This is a genomic window from Lentilitoribacter sp. Alg239-R112 (genome assembly GCF_900537175.1).
In the GTDB taxonomy this organism is placed as follows: Bacteria; Pseudomonadota; Alphaproteobacteria; order Rhizobiales; family Rhizobiaceae; genus Lentilitoribacter.
This window is the reverse complement of record NZ_LS999833.1, coordinates 965,812-986,158: the sequence shown is the minus strand read 5'-3', so window position 1 is coordinate 986,158 and position 20,347 is coordinate 965,812. Positions and strand designations below refer to the sequence as shown.

The 20,347-nt window shown below is 45.2% G+C and carries 18 protein-coding genes; 11 read left to right on the top strand and 7 right to left on the bottom strand.

The features are described 5' to 3' along the window. Genes G3W54_RS05245 through G3W54_RS05225 form a run of 5 tightly spaced genes read left to right on the top strand, consistent with a single transcriptional unit; the run spans nt 1 to nt 6,242 of the window. Complete coding sequence (locus G3W54_RS05245) at nt 1-1,413, top strand: amidase (protein WP_162652059.1); 1,413 nt, start codon at nt 1-3, stop codon at nt 1,411-1,413. Beyond that, on the top strand, nt 1,410-2,933 hold the full coding sequence (locus G3W54_RS05240) for an ABC transporter ATP-binding protein (protein ID WP_162652058.1): 1,524 nt from the start codon (nt 1,410-1,412) through the stop codon (nt 2,931-2,933). The genes G3W54_RS05245 and G3W54_RS05240 overlap by 4 nt, the downstream gene beginning before the upstream one ends. Then, nucleotides 2,923-3,972 carry an ABC transporter permease gene (locus tag G3W54_RS05235; protein ID WP_162652057.1) on the top strand — a complete coding sequence of 350 codons (1,050 nt, stop codon included), beginning with the start codon at nt 2,923-2,925 and terminating at the stop codon, nt 3,970-3,972. The genes G3W54_RS05240 and G3W54_RS05235 overlap by 11 nt, the downstream gene beginning before the upstream one ends. After that, nucleotides 3,969-4,913 (top strand): ABC transporter permease, encoded by a 945-nt coding sequence (locus G3W54_RS05230; RefSeq protein ID WP_162652056.1) that lies wholly within the window; start codon nt 3,969-3,971, stop codon nt 4,911-4,913. Before G3W54_RS05235 ends, G3W54_RS05230 begins: the two co-directional genes overlap by 4 nt. A gap of 36 nt (nt 4,914-4,949) precedes the next feature. Continuing rightward, a complete protein-coding gene (locus G3W54_RS05225; RefSeq protein WP_162652055.1) occupies nt 4,950-6,242 on the top strand; it encodes an amidohydrolase family protein in 1,293 nt (430 codons plus the stop codon). Between the two features lie 27 nt (nt 6,243-6,269). Here G3W54_RS05225 and G3W54_RS05220 read toward each other — a convergent pair whose 3' ends face one another. The 6 genes from G3W54_RS05220 to G3W54_RS05195 form a co-directional block, all read right to left on the bottom strand. Next, nucleotides 6,270-7,187, bottom strand: coding sequence for a PfkB family carbohydrate kinase (locus G3W54_RS05220; protein ID WP_162652054.1), 918 nt, complete (start codon nt 7,185-7,187; stop codon nt 6,270-6,272). After that, nucleotides 7,184-8,239 (bottom strand): sn-glycerol-3-phosphate ABC transporter ATP-binding protein UgpC, encoded by a 1,056-nt coding sequence (gene ugpC, locus G3W54_RS05215; protein WP_162652053.1) that lies wholly within the window; start codon nt 8,237-8,239, stop codon nt 7,184-7,186. Before ugpC ends, G3W54_RS05220 begins: the two co-directional genes overlap by 4 nt. 1 nt (nt 8,240) lies before the next feature. Continuing rightward, nucleotides 8,241-9,725 carry an argininosuccinate lyase gene (gene argH / locus G3W54_RS05210; RefSeq protein ID WP_162652052.1) on the bottom strand — a complete coding sequence of 495 codons (1,485 nt, stop codon included), beginning with the start codon at nt 9,723-9,725 and terminating at the stop codon, nt 8,241-8,243. After that, nucleotides 9,722-10,525 (bottom strand): carbohydrate ABC transporter permease, encoded by an 804-nt coding sequence (locus G3W54_RS05205; protein ID WP_244627902.1) that lies wholly within the window; start codon nt 10,523-10,525, stop codon nt 9,722-9,724. Before G3W54_RS05205 ends, argH begins: the two co-directional genes overlap by 4 nt. A gap of 75 nt (nt 10,526-10,600) precedes the next feature. After that, nucleotides 10,601-11,494: a sugar ABC transporter permease gene (locus tag G3W54_RS05200; protein WP_162652050.1), complete on the bottom strand. Its 894-nt coding sequence runs from the start codon at nt 11,492-11,494 to the stop codon at nt 10,601-10,603. A 112-nt stretch (nt 11,495-11,606) separates the two neighbouring features. Next, a complete protein-coding gene (locus tag G3W54_RS05195) occupies nt 11,607-12,863 on the bottom strand; it encodes an extracellular solute-binding protein (RefSeq protein WP_162653571.1) in 1,257 nt (418 codons plus the stop codon). Nucleotides 12,864-12,993: 130 nt separating this feature from the next. On the opposite strand from G3W54_RS05195, the gene G3W54_RS05190 reads away from it, so the two are divergent. From G3W54_RS05190 to G3W54_RS05175, 4 genes are read left to right on the top strand one after another with little or no spacing between them, the layout of a single operon-like run. Then, nucleotides 12,994-14,166, top strand: coding sequence for an ROK family transcriptional regulator (locus tag G3W54_RS05190; protein ID WP_162652049.1), 1,173 nt, complete (start codon nt 12,994-12,996; stop codon nt 14,164-14,166). A 46-nt stretch (nt 14,167-14,212) separates the two neighbouring features. After that, a complete protein-coding gene (locus G3W54_RS05185; RefSeq protein WP_162652048.1) occupies nt 14,213-16,570 on the top strand; it encodes a PIG-L family deacetylase in 2,358 nt (785 codons plus the stop codon). Nucleotides 16,571-16,613: 43 nt separating this feature from the next. Further along, on the top strand, nt 16,614-17,444 hold the full coding sequence (locus G3W54_RS05180; protein ID WP_244627838.1) for a DMT family transporter: 831 nt from the start codon (nt 16,614-16,616) through the stop codon (nt 17,442-17,444). Next, nucleotides 17,441-18,037, top strand: coding sequence for a glutathione S-transferase family protein (locus G3W54_RS05175; RefSeq protein WP_162652046.1), 597 nt, complete (start codon nt 17,441-17,443; stop codon nt 18,035-18,037). Before G3W54_RS05180 ends, G3W54_RS05175 begins: the two co-directional genes overlap by 4 nt. A 24-nt stretch (nt 18,038-18,061) precedes the next feature. Here G3W54_RS05175 and G3W54_RS05170 read toward each other — a convergent pair whose 3' ends face one another. After that, nucleotides 18,062-18,604: a hypothetical protein gene (locus tag G3W54_RS05170; RefSeq protein WP_162652045.1), complete on the bottom strand. Its 543-nt coding sequence runs from the start codon at nt 18,602-18,604 to the stop codon at nt 18,062-18,064. A 131-nt stretch (nt 18,605-18,735) separates the two neighbouring features. Here G3W54_RS05170 and G3W54_RS05165 point away from each other — a divergent pair, with 131 nt between their 5' ends. Both G3W54_RS05165 and nagB read left to right on the top strand, forming a co-directional pair. Then, the gene (locus G3W54_RS05165) at nt 18,736-19,485 is read left to right on the top strand and encodes a class I SAM-dependent methyltransferase (RefSeq protein WP_162652044.1); all 750 of its coding nucleotides are present in this window, start codon (nt 18,736-18,738) and stop codon (nt 19,483-19,485) included. Between the two features lie 44 nt (nt 19,486-19,529). Further along, complete coding sequence (nagB, locus tag G3W54_RS05160; protein ID WP_162652043.1) at nt 19,530-20,312, top strand: glucosamine-6-phosphate deaminase; 783 nt, start codon at nt 19,530-19,532, stop codon at nt 20,310-20,312. Nucleotides 20,313-20,347 lie beyond the last annotated feature (35 nt).

The following is a 20,347-nucleotide window of genomic DNA, read 5'->3' as shown; positions in this document are numbered from 1 at the left end:
ATGCATTCAGATGCGATTGCGCTTGCCAATGCAATTCGCGTTGGCGACCTAACAGCAAGCGAGGCAATGAAAGCCTCGCTTGATATGTTAGGGGAAAACTCATTTCTTGGTTCTGTTGTTTATTGTGATCCCGAGAAGGGAAAGCAAGCGGCAGCAGAATTTGACAACGCTTATAAATACAAATCAAAAAGTATCAGTTTAGATTTTGGTGGTGTTCCAACCTTAGCAAAAGATTTGGGTGGTCCTTTTGAAGGTTTTCCAGTTCGGGTTGGCTCAAATGCTGTTCCGAAAGATAGCGCTTATGGAGAGGATTCAATCTTTGCCGCACGCTGTCGTGCAAGTGGATTTTGTTTGTTTGGCGTTACAACAAGTCCGGAATTTGGTCTTTCACTCGCGAGTGAGCCAGCTATCGGACCTATATGTCGTAATCCACTCAACACGGATCTGTCCTCTGGCGGATCATCTGGCGGTGCCGCCGCCGCTGTCGCGTCAGGTATTGTCTCAATTGCCCATGCCACAGACGCAGGTGGGTCAATTCGTGTTCCTGCTGCGTGCTGTGGACTTGTTGGGCTTAAGCCAAGCCGAGGCATTGTTCCCGCGGGTCCAAGCTTTGGCAACCATTTAGGCGGTATTGCAAGTGAACTGGCCGTTTGTCGTTCTGTGCGAGATGCAGCTTCCATATTTGATATTGTTGCTGGAGATGTAAGAGGTCCATTCCCACCCGTTGAACAAATTCCCGTACCCGCTGGTAAATTGCGTATCGGTATGATTTCTGAAACTGGCGAAGACTATCCTACATCAATTGAACGTGTTGAAGTAGTCGAAGCTGCTGCTAAATCTCTTGAAGCTGATGGACACAAAATCGTCCCATTGGATTGGTCAAAGATTGCTCGCTTGATTGATGTGAGTACAGGCGTATTTGCAGATATTATAACAATCAATCTTGCTGAATTGGAAAGAAGTACCAACTGGGACTTTTCGCAATCTGAGTTGATCACTCAAGCTGCGCTTGAGCGTGGACAAAGCATGAGTGGTACAAGGCTTTGGCATTCATTGAATGAGATGGTTTTGGTGAGTCGGGATCTGTGGCAATTTTTCGAAAATTTTGATTGCCTGTTTACACCAATGTTATCAACAGCGCCTAAGCCGATTGGTTCATTTCCGACAGACCATCGCGATATAGATTTACACTTTGATCGGATGACAGCTTTTTCTCCCTTGGCAATGCTTGCAAATATTTCAGGATTTCCTGCAATCACCTTGCCATTTGGTACTGATGCAGATTCACTTCCGTTGCCTATACAGATATTAGCTCCAATGGGTTGTGAGAAGCTTCTTCTAAGTCTTGCCGCGCGGTTAGAAACCGAGTTACGTTGGCAACATCGCTTCCCTATTGCTGGATTAAATCAATGACGGAAAACGCACTTGAAATTTCTGGTGTTAGCAAACGCTTCGGCGATAATTTAGCTAATGATAATATTTCACTAAACCTTGCAAAGGGCGAGATTGTCGCGTTGCTGGGTGAAAATGGCGCTGGCAAAACAACGCTCATGAATATTCTGTTTGGTCATTATGTGCCTGATACTGGCAACGTCATGGTAATGGGGTCTGAATTGCCACAAGGTAAACCACGGGAAGCTATTCGTGCGGGCGTTGGTATGGTGCACCAGCATTTTTCACTTGCGCCAAATCTAACGGTCCTTGAAAATGTAATCACCGGAACGCAAGATATTTGGTCGATAGCAACCGATGTGAAAACAGCACGTGCTAAATTGATGGAAATCTCAAAGCGTTTTGGCTTGATTGTCGATCCCGATGCACGCCTTGGTGATCTATCCGTTGGGGAGCAACAACGTGTCGAAATTTTAAAAGCGCTTTACAATGATGCCCGCATACTTGTGCTGGATGAGCCGACAGCGGTTCTGACCAACATTGAAGCTGAGCAAATGTTTTCCACCTTGAAGGATATGGCAAAACAGGGGCTGTCTTTAATCTTTATTTCTCACAAGTTAGATGAAGTAATGGCAACGGCAGATCGAATTTTTGTTTTGCGGGGCGGCAAATCAGTTGCTGAGCGTCTGGTAAACGAAACCAATAAAGCAGAGTTAGCGGAATTAATGGTTGGGCGTGAAGTTAACCGACCTGTCCGTGCGGCCGCAACTCCCGGCGATGTCATTTTGGAAGCCACAGGAGTGACAGTTCGCGTGGAAGGAGTGGACCGCTTGAAGGAGGTGGATTTCCATGTCCGCGAAGGTGAAGTCTTGGGCATAATAGGCGTATCCGGAAATGGGCAGGCGGCGTTAGCTCAGTTGCTCAGCGGCACAGCAAAACGGGCATTAGGTTCGATGATGCTATTTGGTGAATCTGTTGGAGATCTCTCTGTTCCCGAGATTGTTAACGCGGGTATTGGGCGCATACCTGAGGATCGAAACCATGAGGGCGTCATTGGTGAGATGGCAATTTGGGAAAATGCAATTCTTGAGCGTTTACCGGAATTTTCTAAAAACGGATTGGTTGACCGAAACGCCGGAATGGCTTTTGCAAGTGAGGTGATAGACACATTTGATGTACGTGGTGGTACACCATCAAGCCGTATAAGGCTCCTCTCCGGTGGCAATATGCAGAAGCTGATATTGGGGCGTAATCTTATTAAACAACCGCGTTTGCTGCTGGCCGCCCAACCTGCTCGCGGTCTTGATGAGGGTGCAGTTGCAGCTGTTCATCAGCGCATTTTAGAAGCTCGAAAAGCCGGAGCAGGTGTTCTGCTGATCTCAGAAGATTTAGATGAAGTTCTAGCGCTTGCCGATCGAATACAAGCAATTGTTGGCGGACGGCTTTCGCCTGATGTAGATGCCAAAGATGCAAATGCGCGCAAAATGGGGCTTATGATGTCCGGCGAGTGGGGCGATGAGGAGGTGCAAAATGCGATTTGAGCGGCGTGAACGCCAACCCATATTGCTTGTCGTAGCAACACCAATTATCGCAATCGTTGTTGCGCTGGCTCTATCTGGTGTATTAATTGCATTAGCAGGCGCACCGGTGTTCGAAGCTTACTGGAATATTGCAGTAGGTGCATTTGGGTCGCGACTTTCAGCAACAGAAACTCTGACCCGTGCCATACCATTGATGTTCACTGGTCTTGCCGCCGCCATCGCATTTCGCGCCAAGCTGTGGAATATTGGAGCGGAAGGACAGCTCTATATGGGCGCAATTGCAGTGTCTGCGATCAGCTCACAGTTTTTGGGTGGATTACCCGGCATCGTTCAGATTCCATTGCTTCTCATTTGTGGTGCAATAGCTGGCATGATCCTGCTTTTAATCCCTCTTTGGCTACGCTTGCGGTTTTCAGTTGATGAAGTGGTAACGACACTTTTGCTTAATTTCGTTGCAATTCTATTTGTTTCAATGCTTATCGACACTGTCTTGAAAGATCCGTTGGCATTTGGTTGGCCACAATCCGTACCTGTTGATGACGAGGCTATGCTGCCGCGGCTCCTAACACGTTCTCGCCTTCATATTGGCTTGCTCATTGCTATTGTACTTGCGGTGGTCGTATATTTTGTTCAGTCGCGGACGGTATTTGGTATCCAGTCTCGTGCCGCTGGGCTTAATCCGGAGGCCGCAATTTTTGCAGGCGTTCCATTGGGGAAAACATTGGTTTTAGTCGCCATGATGTCTGGTGGCTTTGCGGGCCTGGCTGGTTCAATTGAGGTCATGGGTGTGCAAGGCTATGTGACGACGGAGCTCTCTCCCGGGTTTGGATATTCAGGTATTGTTGTAGCGATGCTGGCAAACCTTAATCCAATCGGAGTTGTTTTCGCTGCATTGTTCATTGCTGCCATGTTTGTAGGTGCGGACGGGATGAGCCGGGTGATGGAAATCCCGACCTATATCGCAGATGTAACTGTGGCGCTGTCACTATTGTCGATGTTGGTCGCAATATTTTTCACTCAATATAGGATCCGCAGATGAACGAGATAATCGACATACTTTCGTCAGCTGGCCTATGGGCTGCTGTGCTACGCATCGCGACTCCGCTGATATTTGGTACTCTGGGTGCTTTGTTATGTGAGCGCGCAGGCGTTCTTAATTTGGGTATAGAGGGCATTATGACGTTCGGAGCCATGATTGGGTGGCTTGCAGTTTTCAATGGTGCGGATTTATGGACGGGTATCTTAGTTGCCGCAATTGCTGGCGGCATATTCGGGCTGCTGCATGCTTTGTTCACTGTTACCCTAGGTCTATCTCAACATGTTAGCGGTTTAGGTGTCACTCTATTTGCGTCGAGCTTCTCCTATTATGTTTTCCGACTTCTGGTGCCCGTTGCGGGTACGCCGCCAACAATTGAGGCTTTTCAGCCAATTGATATTCCTGGTCTGTCGTCAATACCTTTTTTTGGCCCCGCATTTTTCTCACAAACACCACCAACTTATCTTGCCATCGTGCTGGCATTCGTTTTGGCCTATGTCATATTTAGAACGCCCCTTGGTCTTGCAATAAGGATGACTGGTGAGAACCCTCATGCCGCAGAGGCGCAAGGAATAAATCCGATTGTCGTTCGTTATGGTGCCGTTATTGTTGGTAGCGCATTGATGGGAGTAGGCGGTGCATTTTTAACGCTTTCTGCATTTAACAGTTTCTTCCCGACCATGGTACAGGGTCGTGGCTGGATTTGTATTGCACTCGTTGTTTTTGCCTCATGGCGACCTTCACGAGCGTTGTTGGGCGCTCTGCTATTTGCATTCTTTGATGGATTTCAGTTCCGCTTGCAAACAGTACTCAGCGGTGTTGTGCCCTACCAGATATTCTTGATGATACCTTATATTCTTTCCATCGCTGCCCTTGCGGTGATGGCTCGTCGCGCGCGCGTACCGCAAGCGCTTATGCAGCCATTCCGCCGCGGCGAACGCTAGAAACTGAACGCTACGTCCACTTATTGGAGATAGACTATGTTTGATCTTATTATCCGCAATGCAAACCTTACCTCTGGTCAAAGTGGTTTTGATGTTGGGATTTCATCGGGCAAGATCACTGCGATTGAAAAACGATTAGAGGGTGAGAGCGGCAATGAGATTGACGCTAGTGGTCGTCTTTTAAGCCCAGCATTTTGTGATCCACATTTTCACATGGATGCTACTTTATCCCTCGGAAAACCGCGGATGAACGTGTCGGGTACTTTATTGGAGGGAATTACCCTTTGGGGTGAGTTAAGACCGATTGTTACAAAGGAAGAGCTGGTCGATCGTGCTTTGCGTTATTGCGATTTAGCCGTCAGCCAGGGTCTGCTGTTTATTCGAAGTCACGTCGATACATCTGATCCACGGCTGGTAACGGCAGAGGCGATGTTGGAAGTTCGGGAAAAAGTTGCTCCTTATATTGATCTGCAATTGGTGGCGTTCCCTCAGGATGGATATCTTCGTGCACCTGACGGTGTAGCTGCACTCAACCGAGCGCTTGATATGGGTATTGAAATTGTCGGTGGTATTCCGCATTTTGAACGCACCATGGAGGATGGTCGCGCATCTTTGGAAGCGCTGTGTCGAATTGCTGCCGACCGAGGACTATGTGTGGATATCCATTGCGATGAAACAGATGACCCAATGTCACGCCATATAGAAACTCTTGCAGCGCAAACAATACGTTTTGGTTTAGAAGGGCAGGTAGCTGGTTCGCACCTTACATCTATGCATTCAATGGATAATTATTACGTCTCAAAACTCATTCCACTCATGGCCGAGGCCAAGATTAATGTGATCCCAAATCCGCTTATAAATATGATGTTGCAGGGGCGTCATGATACATATCCCAAACGCCGCGGATTAACACGCGTGCGCGAACTAATGGATGCTGGTTTAAATGTTTCGTTCGGTCAGGATTGCACAATGGACCCTTGGTATTCTATGGGATCAGCGGATATGCTCGAGGTCGCTCATATGGGTATCCATGCTACCCAAATGGGAAGCATCGAGGATAAGAAAAAGATTTTTGACGCCATAACACTTAACTCTGCCCGCACTATGGGACTGGAGAAATACGGTCTGAATGTTGGGTGCAATGCAGATCTGGTAATTTTGCAAGCTAGTGATGTAATTGAAGCATTGCGTTTAAAACCGACCCGACTGTTCGTCATCAAAGGTGGAAAAGTTATTAGTCAAACGCCGCCGCGCATAAGCTCTTTATCAATCGAAGGTCGCCCGGATTCGGTTGATAGTGGCAGTGATTTTGTCCCAGAAACGCTTTGATGATCTCAAAACTTCAACGTTTTTATTCTAATTGCTAGCTTGCAGGTTCGGCGAGTTAACTGCCACTAACTCTAGCAATGAATTCAGCCCTCCGGTACCGCCGCGACCTTGTACGGCAGCTGTTCCACAGGCATTTCCTGTTCGCAGACACTGATCAATAGGTGAATTTCTGAGCCATTCATATATGAAGCCGCCATTGAATGCATCGCCTGCACCTGTCGCATCAATTACATCCACAGACCAGGTTTCCGCCGAAAAAAAATCGTTCTTTGTATGCGCGCGTGCACCATCAGAGCCACATTTTATAACGGTAAGGGGAGCGGTGTTTTCAGCGATCCCAAGTCGCTTTAACTGGTTAGCTTCCATTTCATTCGGCAAGAATATGTCAACGCTGGCAATCAGCTTCGCTAAGCCATTTGCGTCATTCATGAGCTCATCATCCCATCCGCAATCGAGTGAAATCGTAAGCTTTGCATCTCGCGCGAGGTCAATGAGTTCAGGATGCTCCTTGAGGGTGCGGAGTTCCCCAATATGTAAATGATGAAAACCATTCATTTTATCTGCATGTATTTTAGGTAGAGCAGCCCCACTCTTCCGGCTAAGAAATGCGCGATCATTTTTAGATGCGATAGCTACTGTTACTTGTGGATCACTACCCAAAGGCGCCTCGGCGCACAGGTCGATATTGATATCATTTTGTAGAATTTCAATTTCTGTTAGTTTGTTAAATGGCGCGGCGGGAAAAGTAGACAGCAACGATAACCTCTGCCCAAGTTTGGCTAAAGTAACGGCAGTAATAAACGCACCTCCGCCTGTATGCAGCCCAAGCCCGCCGGCAAAGGTTTCCGTACCCATTGTTGGCAATCTAGGAACATCTGTGAAGACCAGATCACAATAAAGACGGCCTGCGCATAATACTGAAAATGGTTGAGATGGCTGGGTCAAACGATTGCCGCTCCGGTCTTTGCATCGAATAGATGCATATTCTCAGGTTCAACACCAAGAGATACTTCTTCGCCAATGGCCGGTGGCATTTTACCATCCGCTTTTGCTATAACTTCACCAGTTTTCGTCTCAACATAAATAAGTGTTTCCGGCCCAAGAGGTTCTCGAACAGTCACATGACCTTTGATGATTGGAGTTTTACTGCCAAGAGTTAAGTCGTCAGGTCTCACGCCAAGCAAAATTTCTTCATTAGCAGATCTACTGCCATTCAGCTGCGTAGAAAGACCAGACTCTAACTTCACGGTATTATTTGAGTAAGAACCTTTGAGCATATTCATTGAAGGAGCTCCAATGAATTGAGCAACAAACGTATTTGCGGGCTTGTGGTAAACCTCTTCAGGAGTGCCGACTTGTTGAATATGACCATCTTTCATGATCACAATTCGGTCGGCCAGTGTCATGGCTTCAACCTGATCATGGGTTACAAAAATGATCGTACTGTTCACACGTTGATGCAGCTTCTTTATTTCCAAGCGCATTTGGGTGCGAAGCTGGGCATCTAAATTTGACAAAGGCTCATCAAATAAAAATACCGCTGGGTCACGAACCATAGCGCGGCCAATAGCGACACGCTGGCGTTGGCCACCGGACAATTCGTTGGGGCGTCGCTCAAGTAGATCTGTCATATCCAAGATGCCTGCGACCTCGAGTATACGTGCTTCTTTTTCAGCCTTGGAGGCTTTGGAGGACCGTAAGCCAAAGGCAATATTCTTCTTCACCGACATGTGCGGATAGATGGCGTAGTTTTGAAACACCATTGCAATATTGCGCTCTTTGGGTTCCAAGTTGTTAACTTCTCGGTCAGCGATATTAATAATGCCTGATGTGATTTCTTCAAGCCCGGCGATCATTCGAAGTGTAGTGGATTTACCACAACCAGATGGACCAACAAAAACCAGAAATTCACCATCGTGAACTTCCAAGTTTATGCCGTGAACTACTTCAACTTTTCCGTAGGCCTTGGTGAGGTTTTGTAAATTAAGATTAGCCAAGTTAGTGCTCCATCAGGGATGAGAAAGCAACATCAAGACGGGCTTGAGCATCGCTGCGCTTCGTGTGTCTTTGAATTTGCTTCATATGTAATTGTGAAGTCTGGTTTGTATACGATTTGAGTGCTGTATTTAGCGCTATCGGTGCAGGGCCACCTGTACGATCTCGCTTTGCAATGAAATTTTCAACAGATACGATATTTCGGAAAGTATCATCCGAAATATGTGTTTTCCGACCTTCTTCCGCTTCAAAGGCTTTGATAAATGCATCATATCCCTCTCGGAGCGGTTTGTTTTGTGCGATAACGGACTTGGCTGTTGCTGCAGCAATCTCATGTGCTTGTCGGAATGTAAGGTTTTCGTCTCTCACCAATGTATCGGCAAGCTCTGTGATCGTAATACATGCTGCATCGGTATTTCGCTGCACTGCGTCTGCATTAATTGAACATGCAGGAAGGAAAGCTGTGAGAAGTTCTAACACTCGGCTGCCACTTTCAAATGTTACGTATCCTGCCTGCTGAACCTCACCTTCACTATCATTCATATCAGTATAAGGGGTGTTATGCATCGTATTGACAATGGTGTCACATCGGCCAACTGTGACAGATGCTAAATGGCGCATATGTTCAATAGGAACCGGATTACGTTTTTGCGGCATGATCGAGCTAATCTGAACGAGTTCATTTGGCACATATAATTGACTGACTTCAAACGCCGACCAAAAAGCAAGATCCTGTATGACGCGACCTAAATGTATGAAAACCAATTTAATCGCTGAATATAATCCTGTGATATAGTCAACGCTTGCAATGCATCCATATGAATTTACTAATGGACCATCAAAACCTAAAAGATCCGCCATGCGTTCGCGATCAATTGGAAAACCTGATGTAGTAATCGCAGCTGCCCCCATTGGGCAATGGCTAAGGTCATTGATTGCCGTTTCAAGCCGCGTTGCATCTCGAATTAACACTTCAATCATAGCACCTAAATAGTGCCCGAAAGTCGAAGGTTGTGCAGGTTGCCCGTGAGTATAGGCAACGATTGGGGTCTTGTGTTCTTTACTGGCCTTTTCAATCAATGCATCCGTAAGTTGTAGCACTTGCACAAGCATTGTTTCTGCGCGTGTTCTGAGAGCTATTTTAAACAGCGTGTGGTCCATATCATTTCGAGAACGAGCGGTATGTAATGCACCGCCAAGATCACCAAGTAAATCACGAAGCCGAGCTTCAACAAAGAAGAAGTAATCCTCGTGCTCACCTGTGTAGGTTAGGGAGGGAATATCAGTGTCTTTATCAATCTTGCTTAAAGCGTCAGCAATTATCTTACCTTGATCATTGCTCAGAATCCCTGTTTCAACAAGCATGACCAAATGTGCTTTATTGATTTTGGACATATGCGAAGCATAGTGATTTTTGACACCCTCAAACAAAGGCGCAAGCACCGTTTCTTTGTAGATAGGATTGGGGAATTTAGAAGTATCAATCATCCTTTAAGTCCAGCCATAACAACGCCGCGAATGATGAAGCGTTGGAAAATTAAAAATACGATGAGGGTTGGAATTGTTGAGATTGCTGCACCAGTCATAATCAATTCCCATGCAACATCAACCTCATCGCCAAAGCCAGATAGGCCAACGGGGATGGTGTACATATCCGGTGAATTGGTGACAATAAGCGGCCACAAGAATGCTGTCCAATTGCCTAAGAAAACAAATATTGCCAGTGCGGCTAGGGCTGGTTTGACAAGCGGCATCGCAACAGTCCACCAAATTTGCAACTCGTTTAGACCATCAATTCGTGCGGCTTCAATGAAATCATCGGGAACCGATTCAAAAAACTGCTTCATTAAAAATGTTCCAAAACCAGTCATAAGGCCCGGGAACATGATACCCCAATAACTATCGAGCCAACCAAATTCTTGGCTCATTAAATACCACGGAATAACAAGCATCTCGGTCGGTATCATAAGTGTTGATAAGATCGCGATGAAAACAAGTGTTCGACCTGGAAACTTGAACTTACATAATGTGTAACCAACCAGGCTATCAAAGAGCAAATTTGAGATTGTTGTAAGTGTAGCAATGATCGTAGAATTAACGAACCACCAGTAAAAACGCCCATCTTCCAGCACATAGTTATAATTGTCTAAAGTTGGTTCATCTGGGATGAGGTTGATGTTATAAACTTCATGCGGCCATTTCAATGATGTAGAGATCATATAGACAATTGGCATAATCATAACAATGCCACCTGCAAACAGCAAAAGCCAACGAATGATTTGCCCCATATTCTGAGGTTTTCCGGCAGGTTTTGTATCTAAAAGCGTTGCGCTGGATGCGCGAATTGTATCAGCAGAAGCCATCTATTTGCTCCTCAATAAGCGGAGTTGAATAAGGCTGACAACCAGCAATATGAGAAATAGAACAACGGTTTGTGCCGATGCATACCCCATGTCAAAGCCATTAAAAGCTGTGTCGTAAATCATAAGCACCAGAGGTTTTGTTGCGTTTAGCGGACCACCAGGATTGTTTGTTGTCATGTTGAATACGTGATCGAAAATGCGCAAAAATCCGATCGATGAAAACACGACGATAAAAACAATTGTTGGTCGCAAAAGCGGAATTGTAATTTGAGTTAAAATAGTCCACCAACCAACGCCATCGATACGCGCGGCCTCATAGTAAGTGGTAGGAATTGCGCGAATTCCAGCCATGAAGATTATGATCTGAAAACCCAGACCCGCCCAAACCGCGGGAGCCAAGACAGCAGGCAACGCATTTGTGGTGGAGTTTAAAAATTCAATTTGTGGAATACCAAATCCGGCAAGAAAATTATTAAACAGTCCTATTGGTACATCTTGATAAAACCAGCGCCAAACCCATGCCATCGCAACGGCACTTGTCATAAACGGAAGAAAATACAACATCCGCAGAAAGCCATGCATGAAGCGCAGTTTATCAAGATGATAGGCAACAATAAAAGAAATAATGAGCGAGATAGGAGTACCCAGTAGAAGGTAGATAAACGTGTTTTTAAAAACCTTCCAAAATACTGGATCGTTGAAAAGTTTTATATAATTATCCAATCCAGCCCAAGTGCGAGAGCCCAAAAGATTCCAATTTTGGAAAGAAATCAGGATAGCATTTCCGGTTGGATAAAACCTAATCACTCCGTAGAAGAGAACAGGCAGAGCGAGGAAAGTCCATGCCCAGACTATCTGTTTCTGTTTGATTGATAGGTTTTTATAAAAAAGCATAGTCCCACATTCTTAGAGATATCTATAATTTCCCAGCGACGTGCCCCATAAACACTATGGAAACACGCCTCAGGGAGAAGAGGTTGGATGCAGAAAACCTCTGCATCACTAGTTATTTTGTATAATATTCAGTCAGTATTTTTTGTTCCTGCTCAGCAGCTTGGGCAAGGCTGTCTTTTGCAGCTTGTCCTTCGATGTCTGTGCGAGAAACCATATCCATCAAGACTTGACGTTGAGAACTTTCATTCGCAAACTTTGTCGTATGTGCATATGCAAGACCTTTGATAAATGGTCCAAAGACTTCATTGTTAGCATTCTTGTCAGTCAAACCAACGCTCGGCTTGGCTGGCAACTCGCCTACCACATCAAGCCAAACCTGCATCGCATCATCTGATGTAATATACTGCATGAACTTGACCGAAGCTTCGTACTTTTCATCTTTTGCTTTGGTGGTAATCGCATTCACCCAGTAAGATGAGTAATTGGATTTTGTGCCATCTGGTCCAGCAGGAAGTTCAGCGACACCCCAATCTAGTCCGCGAATTTTATTAAGTGAACCAATACGGAAAGAGCCGTCGATATGCATACCTGCACGTCCGGCTTTAAATGCAGCTTGTGGCTCATCCATAAAGCCAAATGCAGTTACACCATGCTCTTTTTCCAATGATGTGTAGAAGTTAAGAGCAGCTAATCCGGCATCATCATTGTAATTTACTTGTTTGTAATCATCTTTATAAGCCTCGCCACCAAACTGGCGAACAAGTACTTCACGCCACCAATGATGATCCTGCGCATTCATACCAGTTGTAAATCCAACAGTTGTTAGATTTCCTGCACCATCACGCTTTGCTATTTTCTTTGCGGTTTCAACCAACTCGTCCAGATTTGCCGGCGGCGCATCAATTCCCGCTTCTTTAAAGAGGCGCTTATTGTAAAACAACGCAAGCGAACGAACAGCTGTTGGAAGGGCAAAATACTGACCATCAACCTTCATGGCTTGCACCATTGGGAAAAATTCTTCATCAATCTTAGCTGCAGGAAAATCTGATTCCGATAAAGGCTGAATGAGGTTTGCCGCTCTATAGTCATTCAACCAGCCATAAAATAGTTGAACAACATCCGGTCCTTCACCTGCAGGAATAGCAGCTGAAACCTTTGTGCGATAATCCGCATAGGGAAAATGGGTCATTTTAACTGTTATGTCAGGGTTAGCAGCTTCAAACCCATCGATCAGTTGTTCCATGGCATCCACACGCGCATCGAAAAAATACTGCCAATATTCGATTTCGACCGCTTGCGCGCTCGTACTTCCTAGTACTGCTATGGACGACGTTAGGCCGGCCACAACTAGATTTCTTACTCGTTTCATCATTATTGTTCTCCCAGTTTATATGTCATCTCATTCAAATTGAGCTGACTTCGAATATCTTTTCAGTTTCTTACTTCTATCATTACTCAATCGACTTGAATTATCAACTGGCTTGAGTTAATTAATTTACATGGCTATAATTTCATCACCCAAAGGCAGTAATGCAGAGCGTTCCAGATCGAGTAATCGGCGGGCCGTTATGGGCTATATTCATAGTGCGGGGGAAATGGGGAGAGCGGAAATCGCTCGCAATCTTAGTCTTTCGACGCAAGCAGTTAGCAATATTATCGCTGAGTTGCTTGAAGATGGGCTGCTTCATGAAAAGGGAACACGAGCCAGTGGCCGAGGATTACCTGCCTTACAATATGGCGTCAATCCAGACGGTGGATATGCGTTTGGAATAGAAGTCCGCCCAAATGCTATCCTTGCAGCACTTTTAGATATGCAAGGTAAGACCGTTTTCAAACATAGAATAACATTCAAAGATGCACGCCCTGCCGCCGTAATAAGTCATGTTACTGCTCTGCGGGATGAGATGATTGCAGCTATTCCATCGGCACAAGACAAGTTACTTGGTGCAGGCATTGTGATGCCCGGACCGTTTGGAACAACTGGCCTTATCGGGCAGGGTTCTGACTTGCCCGAATGGAGCGAAGTTGATCCAGCTAAGCTATTTCACGAGGCGTTGGAGATTCCCATTATGGTGAGTAATGATGCAAATGCATCTGCGATGGCAGAACGTATAACAGGTGTTGCTCAGGGTCTATCAACTTATGCGTATCTTTATTTTGGTACAGGTCTTGGCCTGGGTTTGGTAAGTCAAGGGCATTTGATTTCTGGCGCATTTGGAAATGCAGGTGAAATTGGCCATGTATCTGTTCTGGTCAATGGAGAATATGCATCATTGGAAAGCGTTCTAAGTCGGCTTTCTGTGCAACGTTATTTGCAAAATAATGGTCAGGGTTCGGTCGATTTTGAGCGCTTGACCGAGTTATTTTCCGATAAGGACCCTTATCTGTTTGAATGGCTGGATACAGCGAGCCAAGCTTTGGGACATGCAACACAAATTATCGAAAACATGTTTGATCCCCAGACAATTATCGTCGGCGGGGCGATGCCATCTGGGGTGCTTGATCATCTAGTTGCGAATGCACCTTTGCCGGATCTGTCAGTATCCAATCGATTAGAGCGAGAGCAACCAAGACTGAAAACAGGGGAATCAAGCCGCCTTACGGCGACGCTTGGCGCCGCCGCACTCGTTCTCAATCAAACCTATACACCTCAATTTATCCCGGTGCATTAGCACCAATATAGCGGCCAAGATATTGGCCATTTAATTTGGAGATAAGATGCCTCTCACGGATCAAGAACGTATTGTTAATGAAAAGCAAACGCCTCATTTGTTGCAGCTATGGCGCTCCTTAACACCGTTACAAACCATAGTTTCATTTATGAATACTGGTGCGCATCCAGATGATGAGACATCAGCTATGCTGGCGGCGATGGCTTTCCGCGATGGTATTGACATCAGTTATGCTTGTTCAACCAGGGGTGAGGGTGGTCAGAACGATATTGGAACGGAAACGGGCCAAGCTTTGGGAGTATTGCGTACAGCTGAAATGGAGCGAGCATGTGACATTCTCAATCTGCGTATGTATTGGCATTCTCAAACTCCGGATGACAGTATATTTGACTTCGGGTTTTCCAAATCTGGTATCGAGACGTTAGGAAAATGGGATAAGAAGCGCACCTTGAAACGGTTTGTTGAGATTATCCGCACAGAACGTCCGGATATCATATGTCCAACATTCCTTGATATTCCAGGTCAACATGGCCATCACAGAGCAATGACTGAAGCTGCGCATTTGGTTATGGATTTAGCAGCTGACCCAAATTATGATGAATGCGACTTAGAGCCTTGGCAAGTGAAGAAAATGTATCTTCCTGCCTGGTCGGGAGCAGGGCAGGCTTATGATGATGACTTGCCACCACCGCCTGCGACTTTAACGATCTCAGGAGATGGAATTGAGGCGGGTAGCGGTTGGGGTTACCATCGCATTGGACAACAATCGCGCGCATTTCATCGCACACAGGCTATGGGAAGGTGGGTGCCATCGGGAGAGGAGCACCATTTTCCGTTGCATCTAGCGGATAGTCGGCTCGATGGCCCTGATGTTGTGCTCGAATCCGGCCTGGCTAAAACTTTGGCCGATGTTAATGTTTCAGAAATTTCAACGATTTTAAAGAAGGCTCAGGCGCAAATGGATGCGGCTAGGGCTTCTTTTCCCGATAATGTGAAGATCTTAAAACATGCCAACTCTGCGCTGGAAAGTGTACGAGAGGCCATTAAATTCTGTCCAGAAAATGCTAAAGCTGATGTTCTGCATAAATTGGTTCGCAAGGAAACACAGCTTTCTAATCTTATTCGTGTTGCAGCAAGAGTGGAGGTCATTAGTCGAACAGATTTAGATGTGTTGCGTCCTGGTGAAGCAACGCCCTTGACAATTGAGGTTAGAAAGGGCCGATCAGATCAAGTTGTTGTCACCCCAGAACTTCCAGATGACTGGAGTTATATAGATGGGCAAATATCAATAGATGATCGCGCCGATGTTAGCGACCCATATCCCTCTATTTACCTTCCAGATACGCCGACAGTCCCTTGTTTAAACGTTGAGGTGACGGTTTATGGCGTTACTTCTTGTTCACGGGTTCAGCTGGAAGTTCAACCAAATGTTATTCCGTTAAAATCCGCTATCATGACCCCTGTTACACAGATTATTAATGTGAACGCAAACAGACGTCAGATAGATGTTGCTGTGGACGGCGTTATGAATGACGCTGAGCGAACAAACTTAATTGTTCCAGATGGTTGGGTGGCAAATGCAACGAATATGGGTTTTGAAGTAACTGCACCAGATAATGTAGATGTAGGGCTCTATGAATTATCTCTGACTGTGAGTGATGTTCCTGCGCAAAGTGTGACAGAAATTAATTATCCTCATGTTGCTCCCAGGGCATTAGCACAGCCTGCGAAGGTTAAAGTATTAGTGATTGATACAAAATTATCTAATTCACGCATTGGTTATGTCGGGGGAGGTAATGACCGCGTAGATTATTGGTTGGCGCAGATGGGCCTTAATGTAACATCGCTTACCGATACAGACCTGCAAAGTGATCAAACGCTTGCGACGTATGATTCAATTGTTATTGGCATATTTGCAATGAAGTTTCGCGATGGTCTTCTTGAGCAGATGCCACGTCTTCATAAATGGTGTGAAAATGGCGGAAACTTAGTGACGTTATATCATCGACCGTGGGATAACTGGAACCCGGATGCCGTACCACCTAAGTACCTTAAAATAGGGCAACCATCCTTGCGGTGGCGTGTGACGGATGAGAATGCAGAGGTAGAAATTCTGCAGCCAGAACATTCGATTTTTAACTTACCGAATATAATTTCCAGTAATGATTGGGAGGGATGGCACAAAGAACGCGGCTTGTATTTTGCAATGGACTGGGATGCATCTTACACACCCTTGCTATCAATGCATGATCCCGATGAACAGGCCCTTTTGGGGTCAATGCTGACCGCCAAAATTAATAAGGGCCGTCATACTCATACATCGCTAATTTTGCACCATCAGATGGAAAAGCTAACGCCTGGTGCTTTTAACATTATGGCCAACCTGATTTATAATGATGGTTGAAAAACCTAGAAATTTTCTAGGTGGCGTGTGGTTGCTTGCTGATATGAGTCTCAATATTTGGGCGCTGACAATCGTCAAGTCTGTGGGGCTTGAATATACTGCATGGCAGATTGTTTTTCTTCGCGCCATTATCGGGTTCTTTATGATGGTTCCTTGGATTTTAAGTCAGCCAAGTGCATTTAAGGACATTCAGCACCTGCAACTTCATGCATTGAGAGTAGGACTGTCTGCATTAACTTTGACGACCAGTTTTTTCGCAATCGCACGCATACCATTTGCATTGTTTACCGCCATTAATTTTACACGGCCGCTGGTTTTAATGGTCATGGCTGCATTTATTTTGCGAGAAACCATTTCCTCAAGACAATGGATTGCGGCTGTCATCGGTTTGATTGGTGTAATCATCGCCCTCGAGCCTGGCGAACTGGTCCTAACTTGGGGGCTTCCTGCTTTATTCCTGACCGTAATATTTGGTACGTCTGCAATCATTGTCACACGTAAATTGTCGGGCGCGCCAACGGTTGTGATGATGACATTTTACACGGCCGGCTTATCAATATTAACCCTTCCATTTGCGCTCTGGTCATGGGTGCCAATGCAACTAAATGACTGGCCAATTTTGCTAGCCATAGGCTTATTTGCCCAATCTGCGCAGTTCTGTTTCTTAAAAGCACACAAATGGGGCGAAGCAGGATTTCTAGCTCTGTTAAGTTATTCAAGCCTGCTTCTAAGTACAAGTGTTGGCTATTTTGTATTTGACGAAATTCCTCAATTGGGCTTTGTATTTGGTGCAGTACTTATTGTTGGAGCAACGCTTTGGGCAACTTTATCAGCACGTCGTAAATCAATTAATTTGGAGAAGACTAAATTATGAAAACTAAACAAGTTCAACCAACGCTATATGGTGGGCCGACGTCGCCATTTGCTCGTATGACCAAAATATATGGAGAGGTACTTGGGGCTAATTTTACCTATGAACAAATCGATATTTATAGTGCAGAGTTTATAGATCAATTTAACCCACTGCGCCAAATTCCAACAATGGTTGCCGACGATATGGCCATTTTTGATAGTAGAACCATATTTGAATATTTTGAAAACTCGACTGGTCATAAAACTAACAAAACAGATTTTCAACAGGCTACCCGAATTTCTTTGGCGCTGGGAATGACAGATGCCTGCCTTCAATATCGTATGGAAATGATGTTACCAGAGGATGAACGGAATGTCGCTCGAATTTCGAAACTTAAAGCCCGTATGGGACGTTGCGTTGAACAGTTGGAAGCGTGGGCTGATTTGATTACCGAGGGTGAAATCAGATTAGAGCAAATTGTGATTGCGTGCGCTCTTGAATATCTTGACTTTAGATACACAAGCGGTTGGCGTCGGGATTGTACAGCGCTCGATGCTTGGGTGCAGGTATTCTCAGAACGAACTGATATGCAACAGACGAGGCCTGTGGGGTGATAACCGAACCCTAAAATGTTCGATCTAAAATGCTGGCAGTTCCTTCGGAGAACGTTTCATATCTTCAAAATTTTCCATGGTAAAATCAACAGCGCTGCCAGTTATCCAATCATAGAGATCGCGCTTAACCTTTGTTAGAGGACCAAGATAAACATGCAGCGCATGGCTATGTGTATCTCCAATGGCGGTCACTGCATGCAGGGCATCAGCACCAATTGACAGGATCTCGCCGGGACCAACAATCTCCGTTTTGACGTGTTTTAGTACGCCATTATTTTGCTCGAACATGATGTTCTTTTCTTGACCTGATACAACACCAATATGAACTTCCATCTTGTGCTCGTGTGGTGGCATGACAAATTCCGGATTAAATCGGCAAGACCATATCGAAACCGTGTCGTCCTCAAATAGAAGAATTTCATCTTCATGTTGCTCAGGTAAGCCAGACTTTTGCAATTCTTCGCTTGCTAATGTGGATACAAGTTCTTCGCGAACTGATATTGTTGGCGTTTGAGAACTGGCAGCAACACGCATTTTTTCTACAAAGCCCGAGTAACTAAATGGCATATGGGGGAGCACCTTTCAAAACAAACTGTATAACAAAATAATAACATAATAAGCTTGATATGAATATGGCATTTGAGATTGTAAGCGAGTAAATAGATACGCGAGAATTATGTTTGTCTGGAGGTATCGCTTTGACCAATGTCACATCTACAGGTCTTTACTCAGATCCGGAACTTGCGCAATTTTATGAAGTTAATGATCACAATCGGCAAGATTATGATGTGATTTGTAGATTAGCTAAGGGTTCGAAGACGATTTTGGATTTAGGTTGCGGGACTGGCGTCTTATCTGCACGACTTGCCAAGAGCGCTAATGTTGTCGCGGTTGATCCAGCTGGTGCGATGCTTGATATCGGACAAGAGAGATATAATGAGTTAGATATCGAGTGGGTTGAAGGTGATGCTCGCAACGTAAGTTTGGATCGCAAGTTTGATCTTATTGTTTTAAGTGGGCATGCATTTCAGTGCTTTTTAACAAAGACAGATCAACAAGAAGTACTAAATACGATTTCCGCGCATCTAGCCATTGAAGGTAGGTTCGTGTTTGATAGCAGAAACCCATATTTTCCACACAGTAAAGAGCGCACAAAAGATCAAACATATCGTAGATTTAATCACAGCAAATTTGGTGAGGTCGAGGCTTGGAATGAATCTAATTACGATGAGAAATCCGGTATTTTGACCTATTCAAATAGTTATAAATTACCTGGCACCGGTGAGACTAAATCCGCTGAGGAACAGATAAAATATTCACCAAAACCAGAGCTTATCGAATTAGTGAATAAGGCAGGGCTTGATGTGGTCGAGTGTTTTGGAGCGTGGGATGAGACACCGTTTATGGAAACCTCGCGAGAAATAATTTTCATTGGAAAGTTGCAATAAAAATGCGAGTTAATGACAAAATTTTAGGCGAATAGGAATTTTACATGAAAGTTTTAATATTTGATACACCCGAAGAGGCTGTGAAACGCACTGCACGAATGATTACTGATCAAGTTCAGGCAAAGCCAGATAGCGTTCTTGGGCTTGCAACGGGTGGTACGATGCCTCCAGTATATGAGCAGCTTTCGAACGAATATAAAAATGGTACGGTTAGCTTTGCCAACGCGACAAGCTTCAATCTTGACGAGTATGTCGGGCTGTCGCCGACACATCCATGTTCATACCATGAGTTTATGAGACAAGAGCTGTTTTCTAAAACTGATTTCAATCCTGCCAATACGTTCTTGCCAAGAGGAGATGCTCCAGTTCCTAATAGCGAGGCAGACCGTTATGAAACCCTGATTAAAGAAAAAGGGCCTATCGACCTCCAGCTTCTTGGAATCGGTAGTAATGGCCATATTGGCTTTAACGAACCAACCTCTAGCCTGGCCTCACGCACGAGGGTTAAAACATTGACTGCGTCAACACGAGATGCAAACAAGCAATTTTTCGCGGATGGTGAGACACCACCTAACCATGCGATTACGACCGGTATTGGGACTATTTTCGACAGTAAGACGATCGTATTGTTGGCGTTGGGTGAAAAGAAGGCAGATGCTGTGGCAGGTATGGCCGAAGGTCCGATGGGAGCACATAATCCTGCATCGGCGTTACAAATGCATCCATCGGTTACTGTGATTTTAGATCAAGCAGCGTCCGCCAAATTGAAGTTGCGAGAATATTACTTCTTGGCGCATCCTGATGGCGAAGAGCCAGAATATCGTTAGGGATAATTTAGCATCTGTATGAGGTGGACGTAATT